The 16,050-nt window shown below is 62.1% G+C and carries 17 protein-coding genes; 7 read left to right on the plus strand and 10 right to left on the minus strand.

From position 1 onward, the window contains the following. Positions 1–167: 167 nt before the first annotated feature. Genes AC04SG_RS05635 through AC04SG_RS05645 form a run of 3 tightly spaced genes read right to left on the minus strand, consistent with a single transcriptional unit; the run spans position 168 to position 1,916 of the window. Positions 168–779 carry a LysE family translocator gene (locus AC04SG_RS05635; protein ID WP_488550241.1) on the minus strand — a complete coding sequence of 204 codons (612 nt, stop codon included), beginning with the start codon at positions 777–779 and terminating at the stop codon, positions 168–170. Next, positions 776–1,054, minus strand: coding sequence for a DUF4031 domain-containing protein (locus tag AC04SG_RS05640; RefSeq protein WP_112561631.1), 279 nt, complete (start codon positions 1,052–1,054; stop codon positions 776–778). Before AC04SG_RS05640 ends, AC04SG_RS05635 begins: the two co-directional genes overlap by 4 nt. A gap of 31 nt (positions 1,055–1,085) precedes the next feature. Next, complete coding sequence (locus tag AC04SG_RS05645) at positions 1,086–1,916, minus strand: cell envelope integrity EipB family protein (protein WP_488550242.1); 831 nt, start codon at positions 1,914–1,916, stop codon at positions 1,086–1,088. Positions 1,917–2,055: 139 nt separating this feature from the next. Here AC04SG_RS05645 and AC04SG_RS05650 point away from each other — a divergent pair, with 139 nt between their 5' ends. The 5 genes from AC04SG_RS05650 (at position 2,056) to AC04SG_RS05670 (ending at position 6,374) form a co-directional block, all read left to right on the plus strand. Further along, the gene (locus AC04SG_RS05650; protein WP_488550243.1) at positions 2,056–2,520 is read left to right on the plus strand and encodes a RidA family protein; all 465 of its coding nucleotides are present in this window, start codon (positions 2,056–2,058) and stop codon (positions 2,518–2,520) included. A gap of 14 nt (positions 2,521–2,534) precedes the next feature. Beyond that, positions 2,535–3,263: a glycerophosphodiester phosphodiesterase gene (locus tag AC04SG_RS05655; protein ID WP_488550390.1), complete on the plus strand. Its 729-nt coding sequence runs from the start codon at positions 2,535–2,537 to the stop codon at positions 3,261–3,263. A gap of 55 nt (positions 3,264–3,318) precedes the next feature. Further along, positions 3,319–4,533 (plus strand): GNAT family N-acetyltransferase, encoded by a 1,215-nt coding sequence (locus AC04SG_RS05660; protein ID WP_488550244.1) that lies wholly within the window; start codon positions 3,319–3,321, stop codon positions 4,531–4,533. Positions 4,534–4,728: 195 nt separating this feature from the next. After that, positions 4,729–5,160 (plus strand): HIT family protein, encoded by a 432-nt coding sequence (locus AC04SG_RS05665; protein ID WP_488550245.1) that lies wholly within the window; start codon positions 4,729–4,731, stop codon positions 5,158–5,160. A gap of 80 nt (positions 5,161–5,240) precedes the next feature. Next, positions 5,241–6,374 carry a phosphatase PAP2 family protein gene (locus tag AC04SG_RS05670; protein WP_488550246.1) on the plus strand — a complete coding sequence of 378 codons (1,134 nt, stop codon included), beginning with the start codon at positions 5,241–5,243 and terminating at the stop codon, positions 6,372–6,374. A 101-nt stretch (positions 6,375–6,475) separates the two neighbouring features. Here the strand turns inward: AC04SG_RS05670 and clpA are convergent, their stop codons facing one another. The 3 genes from clpA to AC04SG_RS05685 form a co-directional block, all read right to left on the minus strand. Continuing rightward, positions 6,476–8,959, minus strand: coding sequence for an ATP-dependent Clp protease ATP-binding subunit ClpA (clpA, locus tag AC04SG_RS05675; RefSeq protein ID WP_112561626.1), 2,484 nt, complete (start codon positions 8,957–8,959; stop codon positions 6,476–6,478). 6 nt (positions 8,960–8,965) lie between these two features. Beyond that, entirely contained in the window at positions 8,966–9,292 is a 327-nt protein-coding gene (clpS, locus tag AC04SG_RS05680) for an ATP-dependent Clp protease adapter ClpS (protein ID WP_023671012.1), read from the minus strand. Positions 9,293–9,568: 276 nt separating this feature from the next. After that, positions 9,569–9,898 carry a phasin family protein gene (locus AC04SG_RS05685; RefSeq protein WP_488550247.1) on the minus strand — a complete coding sequence of 110 codons (330 nt, stop codon included), beginning with the start codon at positions 9,896–9,898 and terminating at the stop codon, positions 9,569–9,571. A gap of 341 nt (positions 9,899–10,239) precedes the next feature. Here AC04SG_RS05685 and AC04SG_RS05690 point away from each other — a divergent pair, with 341 nt between their 5' ends. Continuing rightward, positions 10,240–11,619, plus strand: a complete 1,380-nt coding sequence (locus AC04SG_RS05690; RefSeq protein ID WP_488550391.1) for an SPOR domain-containing protein — start codon at positions 10,240–10,242, stop codon at positions 11,617–11,619. 48 nt (positions 11,620–11,667) lie between these two features. Here AC04SG_RS05690 and AC04SG_RS05695 read toward each other — a convergent pair whose 3' ends face one another. The 4 genes from AC04SG_RS05695 to AC04SG_RS05710 all read right to left on the minus strand — a co-directional run bounded on the left by AC04SG_RS05695 (position 11,668) and on the right by AC04SG_RS05710 (position 15,111). Beyond that, complete coding sequence (locus AC04SG_RS05695) at positions 11,668–12,366, minus strand: DnaJ domain-containing protein (protein WP_488550248.1); 699 nt, start codon at positions 12,364–12,366, stop codon at positions 11,668–11,670. Beyond that, positions 12,366–13,097 (minus strand): VWA domain-containing protein, encoded by a 732-nt coding sequence (locus AC04SG_RS05700; protein ID WP_488550249.1) that lies wholly within the window; start codon positions 13,095–13,097, stop codon positions 12,366–12,368. The genes AC04SG_RS05695 and AC04SG_RS05700 overlap by 1 nt, the downstream gene beginning before the upstream one ends. Positions 13,098–13,197: 100 nt before the next feature. Next, complete coding sequence (locus tag AC04SG_RS05705) at positions 13,198–13,629, minus strand: DUF1489 family protein (RefSeq protein WP_488550250.1); 432 nt, start codon at positions 13,627–13,629, stop codon at positions 13,198–13,200. Positions 13,630–13,707: 78 nt separating this feature from the next. Continuing rightward, a complete protein-coding gene (locus tag AC04SG_RS05710; RefSeq protein WP_488550251.1) occupies positions 13,708–15,111 on the minus strand; it encodes an L-serine ammonia-lyase in 1,404 nt (467 codons plus the stop codon). A gap of 205 nt (positions 15,112–15,316) precedes the next feature. Between AC04SG_RS05710 and AC04SG_RS05715 the strand changes: the two genes are divergently transcribed. Further along, positions 15,317–16,006, plus strand: a complete 690-nt coding sequence (locus AC04SG_RS05715) for a cysteine hydrolase family protein (protein WP_488550252.1) — start codon at positions 15,317–15,319, stop codon at positions 16,004–16,006. Positions 16,007–16,050: the final 44 nt, after the last annotated feature.

The raw sequence follows: 16,050 nt of genomic DNA on the forward strand, positions 1-16,050 counted from the left end.
CCGCGCCGCATTGCGCGATACAGGCCTGATGGCGCCGCAATCGAGGAAACTTGCCCCATCAGGCAAGCCGCGTGAACCGCTTCGACGCAAAACAGAAGCGGACAAATGATGTGCTACCAAACCGGACAACTTGATTAGCTATCGACAGCGGTGAGGCGCTTTACCGCTCAGCGTGCGGCAATCAGCGCTCCGGTGCCGATCATGGCGCTACCGGCGAACCGGTTCATCAGCCGCATGCGTTTGGGCGTCCTGAACCAGCCGGATGCCCTGCCCGCCAGCGCGGCGTAGGTGCCCATGGTGAGGATGTTGACGCTGACGACGACGGCCACCACCAGCAGGCCATCGGCAAATGTCATGGTGTCGAGGTTGAGGATCAGCGGCATGATCGAAGCATGGAACAGAATCGCCTTCGGATTGCCGAGCGCAACGGAGGCGCCAAGCAGGAACGACCGCGACAATCTGGTTTGAGGCATCCCCTGCGCAGTCGATTGCGCGGCCGCGGCCCGCCACATCTTGACGCCGAGAAAGATCAGGTAGGCCGCACCGGCATATTTCAAGGCGAGAAACACCCATTCGAAAGTCTGGGCCAGCGCCACCAGTCCGAGCAGGGCCAGGGTGACCAACACGGCGTCCCCGGCAGCGATACCAACTCCGGCAACGAAGGCCCGCAGGAACCCACGCGAAACGCCGTTGGTGATAACCGCGAACATCGCCGGACCCGGCGTTGCGGCGGCAAGCGTGATGGCAAGGCAGTAGGCCAGGAATGCCGTTAAAGTCACGATCGGCCCTTTCCGTTGGGCACCCGCACGCGCCGGAAGATCGCGACGATCTCCTCGCGGCTGCATTCGATGGCGCCGAGCCGCACCGCGCGGTCGCGCTCGAAGCCGGTTATGTCATAGTGCGGCGCCGATGTCTTGGGCGGGCCTTGGTAGGACGAACGCTTGACGCCAAGCACGGCGGCGAAACGATGCAGCTCGTCGGTATCGTCTGCCATCAGGTGGCACCAGCGATGGCCGGCCCACTTCCAGATCGCCGCATCGACATACACCGCCATCAAGCCTGCCGTGGACAGCTCCTCACTGTTGTTATTTCGAGACCGGACAAGGCTTTGTCTGAGAGAACAGCGACAGGTTGACCAGCTTGCCGGTCATCGAGAACTCGCCATAGTCCATGGTAAGGTCGCGGGTGATGCCGTTCTCATGCAGCTTGAAGCTGATGCGGTATTCCGGCACCTCTTCGCCGGATTTGTCGGTCTCGTCGAAATAGGCGATGTCGACCGGCCAGTATTTGTCGCCGGCAAGCTTGGCCAGCGCCGGCGCCTCGGGATCGGCCTTGTCGCCCTCGGTCTTCTTGCCGACGATGACGGTGGTGGTCATCACCTTGTTGGCGTCTTCCGAACCGTCGAACAGGCTGGTTTCGTAGAAATTCTCGCCCTTCTCGGCCTTGCCGATCAGTTCAACCAGATGCTGGGTCGGGAACTGGGTGGCGGCGAGTTCGAGGCTGTTCTTCTCGGGCTTGTCGATGTCGACCTTGAGGCCCTTGGTCTCCTTGGTGGCGGTGCCCTTGACCTCCTTGTCGAGATTCTGGTCGACGAAGGATTTGGTCACGAACGAGAAGGTCTTGCCTTCCGCATCCTCGAACGTGGTGGTCTGCTGGTCGGTCAGCCGGGTGTTGTCGCCGGTGACGATCTGGGTGACGAAACGGAATTTTACCGTATAGCCCTCGCAGGGGGAGCCATTGAACTCATAGACCATGCGGCCGGAGATGCCGGTGATCCCCGAACGGTCCGACGCCTTGCTGAGCGTAAGATCGTAGACGGCGCGATGCGCCTGCAATGCCGGCACGGCAAAGGCGGGAGCCATCGAGAACAGCACCGGGACAAGAACGGCGTGGAAGGCAAGGCGCGTTGCGCGCATAGGGGGCTCCGATCGTCGCGGCTGGTGGCAGGCCGCAGGGAAAGATGGTCCAGCTTAAAAAAAGTCGTGGCGGAAGCGAGGCAAAAATAGCAATTTCGGCCCCGGCCAGCGCAGCGTCTCCAAGCAATAGGGAAATACGATGAGTGAAACAATCGAAAAGCGGCTAAGCGATCTCGGCGTGACGTTACCGGCCGCCGCAGCACCCGCCGCGAACTATGTGCCCTATTGCAGGTCTGGCAATCTCTTGTTCACCGCCGGACAGTTGCCGCTCAAGGACGGCAAGCTGCAGGCAAGCGGCCTGCTCGGCCGCGACATCGACACGGCAGCCGGCAAGGAAGGTGCAAAATACTGCGCAGTCAACATCTTGGCGCAGGCCAAGGCGGCGCTTGGCGATCTCGAAAAGATCCAGCGTCTGGTCAAGATCACCGTCTTCGTCGCATCAGCGCCGGATTTCGTCGAGCAGCATCTGGTCGCCAACGGCGCCTCCGATTTCCTGGTCGCCATCCTTGGCGAACGCGGCAAGCATGCCCGCTCTGCCGTCGGCACCGCCTCGCTGCCGCTTAATGCCGCAGTGGAAATCGAAGCCGTCTTCGAAGTCGCATGAGCAGAGCCACGACCATGACCGACCTTTCCTGGCTGACCGCCCGCCCCGTCGCGCATCGCGGCCTCCACGACATGAACAAGACGCGCTGGGAGAACACGCTGTCGGCCTTCGCGGCGGCCGCCGAGCGCGGTTATGCGATCGAATGCGACGTGCACCTGTCGTCCGACCGCGTTCCCGTCATCATGCATGACGGCGACCTCAAGCGGCTGACCGGTCAGGACGGCTTCGTCTGGCAACGCACAGCGGCGGAACTGGCGGCACTCAGTATCGGTGGCACCAAGGACCATGTGCCGAAGCTGCAGGAAGTGCTCGACCTGGTCGACGGCCGCGTGCCTCTGGTCGTCGAACTGAAGGGCGTGCCCGGCTATGACGAGGGGCTGGTGGCCAGCGTCGGCAAGATGCTCAAGCGCTACAGGGGCAAGGCCGCGATCATGTCGTTCGATCATTGGCTGGTCCGCGATTTCCCCAAAGATGCGCCTGGCATTCCGGGCGGGCTCACGGCCTATGGCCGGGACAACCAGTTGATCGAGGCGCATTTCGCCATGCTGGCGCACGACCTTGCCTTCACCTCCTATGCCGCGGGCGATTTGCCGAACCCGTTCGTCAGCTTCGTGCGCGAAAAGCTGAAAATGCCTGTCATCACCTGGACGGTGCATGACCAGCCGGCGGTCGATCTCACCTTCAAATATGCCGACCAAATGACCTTCGAAGGGTTCGAACCCGATCTGGTCAAAGTCGCTTGAGCCAAGTGCCTCAAACGTGACTTGTAGCGGCCCGCACAGAGCTTAAATAAGTCTCATGGATCAGGGTGACGAAGGCGATGGACAAACGGCGAATGCGGAGTTTTCCATCCGCATCGCCGCTGGAATTAATGCCTTCACATGCGATGAGTGGAACGGCTTTGCCGGCACCACGCGCGGCGGCACAGGAAACGGCTATAACCCTCTGATTTCATACGCTTTTCTGAGCGCACTTGAGGATTCCGGCTGCGCCGTGCGGCGCACCGGCTGGCAGGGCCATCATCTCAGGCTGGAAAATGCGCAAGGCCGGCTGCTGGGCGCGATGCCTTGCTATCTCAAATCGCACAGCCAGGGCGAATATGTCTTCGACCATGGCTGGTCGGATGCATTCGAGCGCGCCGGGGGCCGCTACTATCCAAAATTGCAGTGCGCCGTGCCGTTCTCCCCTGTCACCGGCCCTCGCCTGCTGTTCAGCAGGGGCGAGGATAGCGCGACTGTTAAAGCTGGTCTCGCGGCAGGCCTGAAGGCGGTGACGGAAAAGCTCGGTGTGTCCTCAGCGCACGTCACCTTCGCGCAGGAAAGCGACGTCGCCACCCTCGAAGCATCCGGTTTCCTGCACCGCACCGACCAGCAGTTCCATTTCTTCAACGAAGGCTTTTCGACCTATGACGATTTCCTCGCCACGCTGGCATCGCGCAAGCGCAAGGCGATGAAGAAGGAGCGCCGCGAGGCGCTCGCCAACGACATCTCGATCGACCGGCTGACCGGCAAGGACCTGACCGAAAAGGCCTGGGACGATTTCTTTGCCTTCTACATGGATACCGGCAGCCGCAAATGGGGCCGGCCCTATCTCAACCGCCAGTTCTTCTCGCTGATCGGCGAGCGCATGGCCGACGACATCCTGCTGGTGATGGCCAAACGCAACGGCCGCTATATCGCCGGCGCCATCAACTTCATCGGCTCCGATGCGCTCTACGGGCGCAATTGGGGCTGCATCGAGGACCACCCCTTCCTGCATTTCGAGGTCTGCTACCACCAGGCTATCGACTTCGCCATTGAGCGCAAGCTGAAGGTGGTCGAGGCGGGTGCGCAGGGTGAGCACAAGCTGGCCCGCGGCTACCGTCCCGTGACCATGCATTCGGCGCATTACATTGCGCATCCCGGCTTGCGCAATGCGGTGGCAAATTACCTCCGGCGTGAGCGGCGCGAGGTCGAGCGAATGGCCGAAATTCTGGAAGAGCACACGCCTTTCCGCAAGGACCTCGAGGAATAGCGGTCTCAATCCGGTCTCGCCACCCGTGCCGCCTTGCGCAACGACGATCCAGCCGCCGGTTTCGACATCGCGTCTACAAAGGACGGCGTTTCCGTCGCGCGCTGGTTCCAAGCGCGCATGGCCGATGTCACCTGACTGACTTGCCGGTTTGGGGAGGCTTCGCTACACGGGGAGGCACAATTCCGGAGCACCGCCATGGCTGAAGCCAGCTACGACCCCAGCAATATCTTCGCAAAGATCCTGCGCGGCGAAATCCCCTCGCACCGCGTTTACGAGGATGACGCGGTGGTTGCCTTCATGGATGTGATGCCGCAGGGGCTCGGGCACACGCTGGTTGTGCCGAAGGCGCCGTCGCGCAATCTGCTCGATGCCGATGCGTCGACGCTCGGCCCGCTGTTCACGGTCGTTAAGCAGGTGGCGCTGGCGGTCAAAAAAGCATTCGGCGCCGACGGCGTCACCGTCCTGCAGTTCAACGAACCGGCCTCTGGCCAGACCGTCTATCACCTGCATGTCCATGTCATCCCGCGGTTCGAAGGCATCGCGCTCAAGCCGCACACGGGACAGATGGAGAAGCCCGAAGTGCTGGCTGAGAACGCGGCCAAGATCCGGGCAGTGCTGAACGGTTGAAGCCGGGGTGCCTCAAGGCGATGCGCTTGGGCAAATTCCTCCGCGTCGGTTAGGAAAGTATCAAACCACGCCATGGTAACTTGCCGTACCGTGGTGCGTTTGGGTTTTCAAAAATCGTGGGAAATTCGGTTGCGACATCAGAACCGTTGGCAAAAGCAGGTGCCGGGCGGATCTTTCTGAGCATCTTGGCGGACGCATACCGGCGACACCGGCTGCTGCACGTGATGGCCATCGCTGCCTTGCTCTTGGCAGCCGCGGTCGGCCTGCGTACCGGAAACATGCCGGATTTCAGCGTGCTGGAAGACTACGCCCTATATCTTCTGTTCGCTTTCTGGATGGGCGGCTGTGCCTTCGCACTCGGCAGTTTTTTTCACCTTGCGCTCATCAAGCGGGATACTGAACCGCTCGGCACTTTTCTGAGATCGATGGGTGGCTTCTTCGGCGACGCCGAGCGCAACGCCAACAGCCTCAATGGTCTGGCTGCGAGCATTGCGCTCATATCCGCTTTCGGTGTCTTGAAAGGCGCGGTCGCGATCCTTTCGCCATTCGCATGGGACCACGCATTGGCCCAGGCCGACCGGGCGCTGCATTTCGGTCGAGCTCCCCATGAATGGCTGTGGTTTATCGTCCAGTCGCCGCTCGCCGTAAGACTGTTCAACCTGGCTTACAATTCCTGGTTCGTCGTCCTTATCGCCTCGGTCTTCATCGCTTGTATCACGCGCAAGGACACGAAGCTGCGCCACCAGTTCCTGATGAGCTTCATGCTCGTATGGATACTGGGGGGGTTCTTCCTGGCAATGGGCCTGTCTTCGGCAGGGCCGTGCTTTTACGAGCGACTGGGGCTGGGCAGCGACTACCATCCCCTGCTGCAAGCGCTCGCTGCTGCCGATCACATCTATCCGATCTGGGCGCTGAGCACGCAGGACATGTTGTGGAGCGGCTACATCGGGGCGACCCCAGGCAGTCTCGGCATATCCGCCTTCCCGTCCATGCATGTGGCGATGGCGGTGCTTTTCGCTCTTTATGCAGCACGGCGCTCACGGTCGGTTGGCCTGTTGATGTGGGCATTCGCCGCAATCATCATGGTCGGCTCGGTTGTCCTTGGCTGGCACTATGCTGTCGACGGCTATGCGAGCGTGCTGATCTCGATCGCCATCTGGAAGGCATGCGGTCATTTCCTGTCCCGCTTCGCACCCGACGGCGTCGCCGCCTGACCTGACAGCATCTGCCCCTGAAAAGCAGGGGTGCTGTTTCGGCAAACCGGCCAGCCATGAAAAAAGGCCCCGTCACCGGGGCCTTTTCATTGGCGAACTTTTTAGCCCTTGCGTGGCAGTTGCGGCACCAGGCTGCGCTTGCCGCCGTCCTTGCCCTTGGGCTCAGGCTCGTCCTTGCCCTTGGGCTTTTGCGCCACCGCCTTCTTTGCGACGGGCTTCTTGGCCACCGCCTTGCGGGCTTTCGGCGCCTCTTCCGGCTCCTGCTTCGGCTGCACCGGGGCTTCGTCGGCCAGCGATTCGAGCTTCAGGCCGGTTTCGCCGGTTTCCTTCTTTTCGACGGTGACGCGCACCGTGCCGCCCTTCTTGAGCTTGCCGAACAGCACCTCGTCGGCCAACGGCTTCTTGATGTGCTCCTGGATGACCCGGCCGAGCGGCCGCGCACCCATGCGCTCGTCATAGCCCTTGTCGGCGAGCCAGGCGATCGCGTCCGGCGACAGGTCGAAGGTGACGCCACGCTCGGAAAGCTGGGCTTCGAGCTGCATGACGAACTTCTGCACCACCTGATGGATGACCGGGACCGGCAGCGAGCCGAACGGGATGATCGCATCGAGACGGTTGCGGAATTCCGGCGTGAACAGCCGGTTGATCGCCTCGACATCGTCGCCTTCACGCTTGGTCGAACCGAAACCGATCGCCGCGCGCTGCGCATCGGATGCGCCCGCATTGGTGGTCATGATCAGGATGACGTTGCGGAAGTCGATCTGCTTGCCGTTGTGGTCGGTCAGCTTGCCGTGGTCCATGACCTGCAACAGGATGTTGAACAGGTCGGGATGCGCCTTCTCCACCTCGTCAAGCAGCAGCACGCAGTGCGGATGCTGGTCGACGCCGTCGGTCAACAGGCCGCCCTGGTCGAAGCCGACATAGCCGGGAGGCGCGCCGATCAGCCGTGAGACGGTGTGGCGTTCCATATATTCCGACATGTCGAAGCGGATCAGTTCGACGCCGAGCGAGGCAGCCAACTGCTTGGCCACTTCGGTCTTGCCGACGCCGGTCGGACCCGAGAACAGGTAAGAGCCGATCGGCTTTTCCGGTTCGCGCAGGCCGGCGCGCGCCAGCTTGATCGCCGAGGTCAGCGCGGTGATCGCGGTGTCCTGGCCGTAGACGACGCGCTTCAGCTCGATATCGAGCCCCTGCAGCACCTTCTCGTCGTCGGCCGAAACCGTCTTCGGCGGGATGCGGGCCATGGTGGCAATCGTGGCTTCGATCTCCTTGATGCCGATCGTCTTCTTGCGCTTGGCCTCCGGCACCAGCATCTGCGAGGCGCCTGTCTCGTCGATCACGTCGATCGCCTTGTCCGGCAGCTTGCGGTCGTTGATATAGCGCGCCGACAGCTCCACCGAAGCCTTGATCGCCTCGTTGGTGAACTTCACCTTGTGGAACTCCTCATAATAGGGCTTGAGGCCCTTCATGATTTCGATGGCGTCCTCGATGGTCGGCTCGTTGACGTCGATCTTCTGGAAGCGCCGCACCAGAGCGCGGTCCTTCTCGAAGAACTGGCGGAACTCCTTGTAGGTGGTCGAGCCGATGCAACGGATCGCACCCGAAGACAGCGCCGGCTTCAACAGGTTCGACGCATCCATGGCGCCGCCCGAGGTGGCCCCGGCACCGATAACGGTGTGGATCTCGTCGATGAACAGCACGGCGCCCGGATAATCCTCGAGCTCCTTGACGACCTGCTTCAGCCGCTCCTCGAAATCGCCGCGATAACGGGTGCCGGCCAGAAGCGTGCCCATGTCGAGCGCGAAGATGGTGGCGTCCTGCAGCACTTCCGGCACATCGCCTTCGACGATGCGCTTGGCCAGACCTTCGGCGATCGCCGTCTTGCCGACGCCGGGGTCGCCGACATAGAGCGGGTTGTTCTTGGAGCGGCGGCACAGCACCTGGATGGTGCGGTTGATCTCGCTCTCGCGGCCGATCAGCGGATCGATCTTGCCGGCCTTGGCCTTGTTGTTGAGGTTGACGCAATAAGCCGTCAGCGCATCCTGCTGCTGCTTCTTCTTGCCGCCTTCCTCCTGCGGCTCGGCGCCATTCTGGCCGCCCTGCTCGTCATCGGCGCCGCGCGGCGAGCGCGTCTCCGATGCGCCCGGGCGCTTGGCGATGCCGTGCGAGATGTAGTTGACCGCGTCGTAGCGGGTCATCTGCTGTTCCTGCAGGAAATAGGCGGCATGGCTCTCGCGCTCGGCAAAGATGGCGACGAGCACGTTGGCGCCGGACACTTCCTCGCGGCCGGACGACTGCACATGGATGACGGCGCGCTGGATGACGCGCTGGAAGCCGGCAGTCGGCTTGGAATCCTCATCGTAGCCGGTGACGAGGTTGTCGAGCTCGGTGTCGATATAGGTGAGAACGGTATGCTTCAGCTCGTCGAGATCGACGTTGCAGGCGCGCATGACGGCGGCCGCCTCGGTGTCGTCGATGAGCGCGAGCAGCAGATGTTCAAGGGTTGCATATTCATGGTGCCGCTCATTGGCGAGCGTCAGCGCCTGGTGAAGCGCCTTTTCCAGGCCTTGGGAGAAAGCCGGCATGTTACCTCACTTCTTCTCCATCACGCATTGCAGCGGATGCTGATTCTGTCGGGCGAAATCCATGACCTGGGACACTTTGGTCTCGGCCACCTCGAATGTATAGACCCCGCACTCGCCCACTCCATGATTGTGAACATGAAGCATGATGCGTGTGGCGGCTTCGCGGTCCTTTTGAAAAAAACGCTCCAGGACGTGAACCACGAACTCCATGGGCGTGTAGTCGTCGTTGAGGATAAGGACCCGATAAAGGCTGGGCTTCTTGGTCTTGGTTTTCGTGCGCGTAATGACGGCCGTGCCGCGACCGGCCTCATTGCCGTCGCCGTCACTTTGCATCCGCACCACGCTTGCCGTGGCAGTCAAACCGATCGTCACGTAATCCTGCCTCTTTCGAATCCCCATGCGAGTTCGACATGTAGGTGTTCGATGGACGATTTTAAGCCCTTCTTGTTAGCTGACAATATGGCTAGGTGGGCAAACCGAGGCGATTTTCAAAATCGTGAACCGCCAAAGCCCCGGAATTGAAACCGGCATGAAAAAACCCGGCCGCGCATCCGCGACCGGGTCTGTTTTGCAAGCCCGAAAGGCCGTGCCTGGTATTTTGGAGCGAAATTACTTCGCTTTGGCGACAATCGATTCGAAGGGCTTGTAGGCCTCCTTGGCGAGTTCGGCATAGAGATCGCCGAACTTGGTGGCTTCGGCAACGAAGCTCTCATAGCTCTGCTTGGCGAAGTCGGACTGGATCTCGATCGCCTTCTCCAGCGACTTGGCGGAGATCAGCTTTTCGACAACGGCGCTGCCGGCTTCGAAGCTCTTCTTGGTGTATTCGCCAGCTTCGGTGGCGATCGCCTGAGCGCCTTTGGAGAGCGAAGCGAAGCTCTTCAAACCGGTGTCGGCAAACTCTTTGCCGTATTTCGAGAAGTCCTCATAGGTCTGGGTCATTTCACGTTTCCCTTGACGGTTTTGAAGCGCCCTTGGCTGAGCGCCGTTGTGCAATGCAGGAGAGTATATTGTGCGCTGCACAAAAGTCAAGATTTCCGCGGCGTCGGGGCCGCGCTGCGTCGGCAACGACTAAAATTCGAATAAAGAAAGCCTCAAGCCCGAGGAAAATGGTGAACGCGCCGGTTACCATAAACGGATTGGTAACGCAGGCCGCATAGTTTGACGGCAAGTGAGGTCGGATCCCTTTGCCGCCTCCAGGGCAATGAGTTTCAAAGGAACTATCAGTGCGTCAGGCGTTGTCGGTCTTCGGTTCAAAATCCGCATCTCCCCTCAAAACGATCATGATCCTCGCCTTGGCGATGTCATTTGTCGTTGCGGATGCCGCATCGTCGATGGCCGCCAGATCGTCGGCGATCGTCGTCGATGCCAAGACCGGCAAGGTGCTCTATTCGTCCGATGCCAATGGCCGGCGCTACCCGGCGTCGCTGACCAAGATGATGACGCTCTATCTGACCTTCGAAGCCATGGCGAAGGGGCGGATCAGCAAGAACACGCCGGTGCCGTTTTCGGCAAAAGCGGCGGCTGAGCCGCCGACCAAGCTCGGCGTCAAGGCCGGCGGAGCGGTTTCGGTCGAGACCGCCATCCTGTCGATGGTGACCAAGTCTGCCAACGATTCGGCGACCGCGCTCGGCGAACTGCTCGGCGGCAGCGAGAGCAATTTCGCCCGCATGATGACGGCCAAGGCGCGGCAGCTCGGCATGGACGGCACCGTGTTTCGCAATGCCAACGGCCTGCCCGATCCCGGCCAGTTCACCACCGCCCACGACATGGCGATGCTCGGCATCGCGCTCCGGGAACATTACCCGCAGTATTACGGCTATTTCTCGCAGCGCTCTTTTCTCTACGGACGCCAGCGTATCAACGGCCACAACCGCCTGCTAGGACGCATCAAGGGCGTCGACGGCATCAAGACCGGCTATACCCGCGCCTCCGGCTTCAACCTCGTCTCATCGGTTTCGGACGGCAACCGCCGCCTCGTTGCCGTCGTCATGGGCGGAACCTCGGGCCGCAGCCGCGACAACCAGATGGCCGGGCTGATCAACGCCTATATGCCGCGCGCCTCCACCCGCGGCGGCGGCGCCCTGATCGCCAAGGCTGGTGGCGACAATCCGATCAAAGCGTTGGCCAAGGTGCTGTTGCCCAAGCATGACGCGCCGACGCCCGACGACAAGCCGATGGTTGAAGACGATGCCGTAGCGTCCAACGACGATCCGACATCTGCTGACGAGCAGTCTGCTGACGAACAAACGGTGGCCGCGGCTGAAGAACCCGCACCCGTCGTCAAGACCAGGAAGGTCAAGACCGTCATCGTGACGGCGCCCAAGGTCGAAACGGCACAAATGGTCGCGGCCTACGCCGAGCCCACGCCAGCATCGCCTCCGGCGGTCGATCCGGTCAACACCGCCTCGGTGCCGTCCGGTTGGGCGGTACAGGTGGCGTCTTCGCCCAAACAGTCCGAAGCCCAGGCTTTCCTCGACAAGACCGTCAAGCAGGCGCCGAAGATCCTTGCATCTGCCTCCGGTTTTACGGTCGCTTTCGACAAGGATGGCGAAACCTATTACCGCGCCCGCTTCGGCGGTTTCGGTTCGAAGGATGCGGCCTGGAATGCCTGCAACGCTTTGAAGAAGAAGAAAATTACCTGCTACGCCGTCCAACAGTAGGGCGGCGTCGAGGACCATCTCCCGGAAATTTACTGCGTCGAAGGAGAACTAGTTGTGATTGGAGAGCAAGACGTCCTTGGCTTCGTTGATCCGCGCCGCCAGGAAAGACGTGCCGCCGATGTCGGGGTGCAGGCGCTGCATCAGGCGGCGGTGCGCCTTGCGGACATCCGCCGCGGCGGCCCCCGCTTCAAGACCAAGGACCTTGTAGGCCTCCTCCTTAGTCATGGCGCCCGCACCTGGCGCAACACCCAGCCCTTCGCCACCGTTCGCCTCAGCGTCTTTGCGCCAGACGGGAAAACGGCCGTCAAGATACGTCTCTAGCAACTGACGGCTCTCCGGATCGCCGGGGAGCTCGCGGTAAAGCTGCTGCAGTTCGGGCAGGCCCATTGCGCCCAACATCTTGCCTTCATGGCGGCCCGCCAGAACCAGGCCTTCCAGTCCGCCCGTATCGTGATCAAGTTCCATCTCCAGCGCCGCTGTGCGCACCGTTGAGCGCTTGCCGGGCGCCGGCCTGACCGTGGGCCGCTTCATCCGCACCGAACCATACCAGGCAAGGGCCCCGGCCAGGATGAGGCCGGCAATGCCTTCGCGGCCGACCACCAGCATGGCGAGGCCAACCAGCGCCAGAAGCACCGGGCCGAGCGTGCGCATGCCGCTCGCCAGTTTTTGCGGGTCGGCGCGGACGAAGATCGTCGCCGCGCCAAGCAGCACCAGAAACAGTGCAACAATTGCGATGATAGCGCCCATCAATTCCTGCCGCCCCGCAGATGCTCGATTAACAGCCGGTCTCCCGGCCGGTCCCTTGCCTCGAGCGCCTTCAATCCGCCGGTCGCATAGACGGCGACGGCTGAAAGCAGTCCAGCCAGGGTCGCGGCAGCCCGCCGGTCGAACCGGAACCAGGCCCCTTTGGACAGCCGCGCGATCTCCTTGAACGCCTTTTCTGCGCCGGAATCATGACCTTCCTGGAAGACGAAGACGGGAACGCCGTGCAGGCCTAGGCTGCCGGCCTTCTGCGCCAGGTCGTCGATATTCTCTTCCATGGCGTCGCCGATATAGACCAGCGCACTGACCTTCGCCTTCGCCGTCTCCTTCAGCGCATGGGTGAGGACCTTTCCGATCTGGGTGGTGCCGCTTCGGCACACGATGCGCGTCATTAGCGTCTTCAAGGCATCGGTATCGGCAACGAAGGCCGATGACCGGCATTCGCCCAGCCCGCGAAAATAGGCAAGTTGGACGCTGAGGGTTCCGGCCTTGCCGACTGCATCGAACATTTCGCCCTGCAGCTTGGTGGCGAGATCCCAGGTCGGCTGGCGGCTCATCGTCGCGTCGAGCGCCAGGATCAGCCGCCCGGAGCCGGTCGCGGACGCGGCAAGCGACCGCGTCTGACGGATAAAGGCGTCGATCTCGCCGGCATTGGATTGAGGCTTGACCGGCGCAGAACTGGCCTTTGCGGGCACTGGCTGCTTCTTGTCGCTCATAAGAACCAAGATGTGGCGTTGCCGGGCCGCTTGCAAGTCCAGTCTCGGACAAGATAAAGGGCCAGCGATCGCACAGTGGGCAGGACGCCCGGCCCAGGCGCTAGAGCAGACCGAGATCGGCGAGCTCACGCTTCAGCTTCGGCGGCATCTCGACGGCCTTGCCCTTGCCGATATCGGCCGGCGCGTCCGACGGTTTCAGGTATCGCCAGCCCTGGAAGGCGCGGCGCGGCTGCCAGTCGGTGCGCACGACCTCCGAATCAAGCATCAAATGGCAGCGGCCGATACCTTCATCGTCGGTGAAGGGGCGGATTTCGGTGATCAACTGGCGGCATTGCACGCTGCCCTTGATCACCCAATAGAGCGAGCCGCCATCAGTTACCTCGGCGCCGCGTGTCGGCACCATGCGGGTCGTGTGCCAGTGCTCGGCCGGTTCGCCGGCGCGGCGTCGCTCATCTAGGCGGAAGGCGATCCACTCTTCGAGATCCTCGACGCTGTCGCAACCGACGCACAGTTTTAGGAGATTGAGTGCCATCGCTTAAGGTTTAGTACGGCGCGCGGTTGCGTCAACGGCCCTGCCCGACTTCTCCACAGTGCCAGTGGCGTTGAGCCTTCAACATTCCACGACATTGACGGCGAGGCCGCCAAGGCTGGTTTCCTTGTATTTCTCGTTCATGTCGAGGCCGGTCTGACGCATGGTTTCGATCGCGGCGTCGAGCGGCACGAAATGGATACCGTCGCCCTTGATGGCCAATGAGGCAGCCGTCACCGCCTTGACGGCGCCAAGCGCATTGCGCTCGATGCAGGGCACCTGGACCAGGCCGCCGACCGGATCGCAGGTCATGCCGAGATGGTGTTCGAGCGCGATCTCGGCGGCGTTCTCGACCTGCTCGGGCGTGCCGCCCATGACGGCGCAGAGGCCAGCCGCGGCCATTGCCGAGGCCGAACCCACCTCGCCCTGGCAGCCGACTTCGGCGCCGGAGATCGAAGCGTTGGTCTTGATGATGCCGCCGACGGCTGCGGCGGTCAGCAGGAAGTCGCGGATGCTCGGCTGGTCGGCCTCGGGATGGAAATGCAGCCAGTAGCGCAGGACGGCCGGCAGCGTACCGGCCGCGCCATTGGTCGGCGCGGTAACGACGCGGCCGCCAGCGGCATTCTCCTCGTTCACCGCCATGGCGTAGATCGACAGCCAGTCATTGGCCAGCAACGGGTTGGGCTTGTTCTGCTGCCACTGCTCCTGCAGCTTGTCGTGCAGCATGCGGGCGCGGCGGCGCACTTTTAAGCCGCCCGGCATGATGCCGTCCTGCGACAGGCCGCGGTCGATACAGCCCTTCATGGCGCCCCAGATGGCGTCGAGGCCGCTGTCGAGCTCCTCACGCGACATATGCGCCTCTTCGTTGACGCGCTTCATATCGGCAATCGACAGGCCGCTCTTGCCGGCCATCTTCAGCATCTCGACAGCGTTCTTGAAGGGGTAAGGCACCTTTTTGCCTTCGGTCGTCACCGAGCCCTTCACCTTCATCCGCTGCAGCTCTTCTTCCGAGACCACGAACCCGCCGCCGATCGAATAATAGATGCGCTTGAGCAGCAACCGGTCGCCGGCATCGTAGGCGTAGAACGCCATGCCGTTGGCATGGCCGGTGAGCGGCGTCTTCCTGTCGAGCACCAGATCCGTCGCCGGATCGAAGCGATAAGAGGGATGGCCGGGCGGCGAAATCCGCTTCTCGGCGGCGATGCGCGTGGCGATGGTATCGGCCTGATCGGGGTCGACTGTCTGCGGTGTCAGGCCGGCAAGGCCGAGAACAACAGCGCGGTCCGAGCCATGGCCGATGCCGGTATAGGCGAGCGATCCGTGCAGGCTGGCGCCGATCCGATCGACCTTGACGCCGGCCGGGCGTGGCCAGTCATCGCCGGCGACCTCGTCGAGAAACCGCCGCGCCGCCGTCATCGGCCCCATCGTGTGCGAACTCGACGGCCCGATGCCGATCTTGAACAGGTCGAAAACCGAAAGGAACACGCTGCGCCGTCTCCGGGAATGGGATCAAGACCTACATATAGGACTTCCATGATGTTTGTGCTGTTTTGACAAATGCCGCGCTGCACCTGCCGACCTTGTTTGCTCCGGCAGCGACATTGATTGCTCGACCGTGACGGCGCGGCTATTCTGCCTATCGCAGGCCCGCCGCGTTTGGCCTCGCTTCTCATTTGCAAGGGAGGAAGCCGTGCTTACGTTGAATGCCAGGCCGCAGCCGGTGCGCATCGCGCCTGCCGAGACCGCTGTCGTCGTGGTGGACATGCAGAACGCCTTTGCCTCGAAAGGCGGCATGTTCGACCTCGCCGGCTTCGACATATCCGGCGCCGCGCCGGCAATCGACGCCAACAGGCGCCTGCTCAAGGCTGCACGCGAGGCCGGCGTCAGCGTCATTTACCTGCAGATGTCGTACAAGCCCGATCTCAGCGATGCGGGAGGTCCCTCGTCTCCGAACCATCACAAGGAACTGGGGATGGTCATGATGCGCGAGCGTCCCGAGCTTGCCGGCAGACTGTTGATCGACAACAGCTGGGACTGGCAGATCGTCGACGCGCTGAAGCCCGAACCGGGCGACCAGATCATCCGCAAATCGCGCTACAGCGGCTTTTGCAACACCGGCCTGGAAGCGCATCTGCGCGCCCGCAAGATCCGAAATCTGCTGTTCACCGGCGTCGCCACCAACGTCTGCGTCGATGCCACCGCGCGTGACGCCTACATGCTGGAATTCTGGCCGATCCTGGTCGAGGACGCGATGAACCATTCGGGTCCCGACTTCAACCGCCAGTCGACGCTGTGGAACTTCGAACACGCTTTCGGATGGATCACCCGGACTGACAGCGTCATCGAGGCGTTGCACATGGCTGCGCCTTTGCCGGCCTGAGCCATTCGTCGAAACGGACGCCTGGCCTGTGGTAAAAGGATTGC

The organism is Mesorhizobium sp. CNPSo 4684 (assembly GCF_057784315.1).

Bases quoted from the DNA above. Each gene is read 5' to 3' on its own strand.
- AC04SG_RS05655 (WP_488550390.1), top strand. From the start codon at position 2,535: ATGACCGACCTTTCCTGGCTGACCGCCCGCCCCGTCGCGCATCGCGGC.
- AC04SG_RS05700 (WP_488550249.1), bottom strand. From the start codon at position 13,097: ATGAGCGACAAGAAGCAGCCAGTGCCCGCAAAGGCCAGTTCTGCGCCG.
- AC04SG_RS05650 (WP_488550243.1), top strand. From the start codon at position 2,056: ATGAGTGAAACAATCGAAAAGCGGCTAAGCGATCTCGGCGTGACGTTA.
- AC04SG_RS05690 (WP_488550391.1), top strand. From the start codon at position 10,240: ATGATCCTCGCCTTGGCGATGTCATTTGTCGTTGCGGATGCCGCATCG.
- AC04SG_RS05665 (WP_488550245.1), top strand. From the start codon at position 4,729: ATGGCTGAAGCCAGCTACGACCCCAGCAATATCTTCGCAAAGATCCTG.
- AC04SG_RS05645 (WP_488550242.1), bottom strand. From the start codon at position 1,916: ATGCGCGCAACGCGCCTTGCCTTCCACGCCGTTCTTGTCCCGGTGCTG.
- clpS (WP_023671012.1), bottom strand. From the start codon at position 9,292: ATGCAAAGTGACGGCGACGGCAATGAGGCCGGTCGCGGCACGGCCGTC.
- AC04SG_RS05705 (WP_488550250.1), bottom strand. From the start codon at position 13,629: ATGGCACTCAATCTCCTAAAACTGTGCGTCGGTTGCGACAGCGTCGAG.
- AC04SG_RS05695 (WP_488550248.1), bottom strand. From the start codon at position 12,366: ATGGGCGCTATCATCGCAATTGTTGCACTGTTTCTGGTGCTGCTTGGC.
- AC04SG_RS05685 (WP_488550247.1), bottom strand. From the start codon at position 9,898: ATGACCCAGACCTATGAGGACTTCTCGAAATACGGCAAAGAGTTTGCC.
- AC04SG_RS05660 (WP_488550244.1), top strand. From the start codon at position 3,319: ATGGATCAGGGTGACGAAGGCGATGGACAAACGGCGAATGCGGAGTTT.
- AC04SG_RS05640 (WP_112561631.1), bottom strand. From the start codon at position 1,054: ATGGCGGTGTATGTCGATGCGGCGATCTGGAAGTGGGCCGGCCATCGC.
- clpA (WP_112561626.1), bottom strand. From the start codon at position 8,959: ATGCCGGCTTTCTCCCAAGGCCTGGAAAAGGCGCTTCACCAGGCGCTG.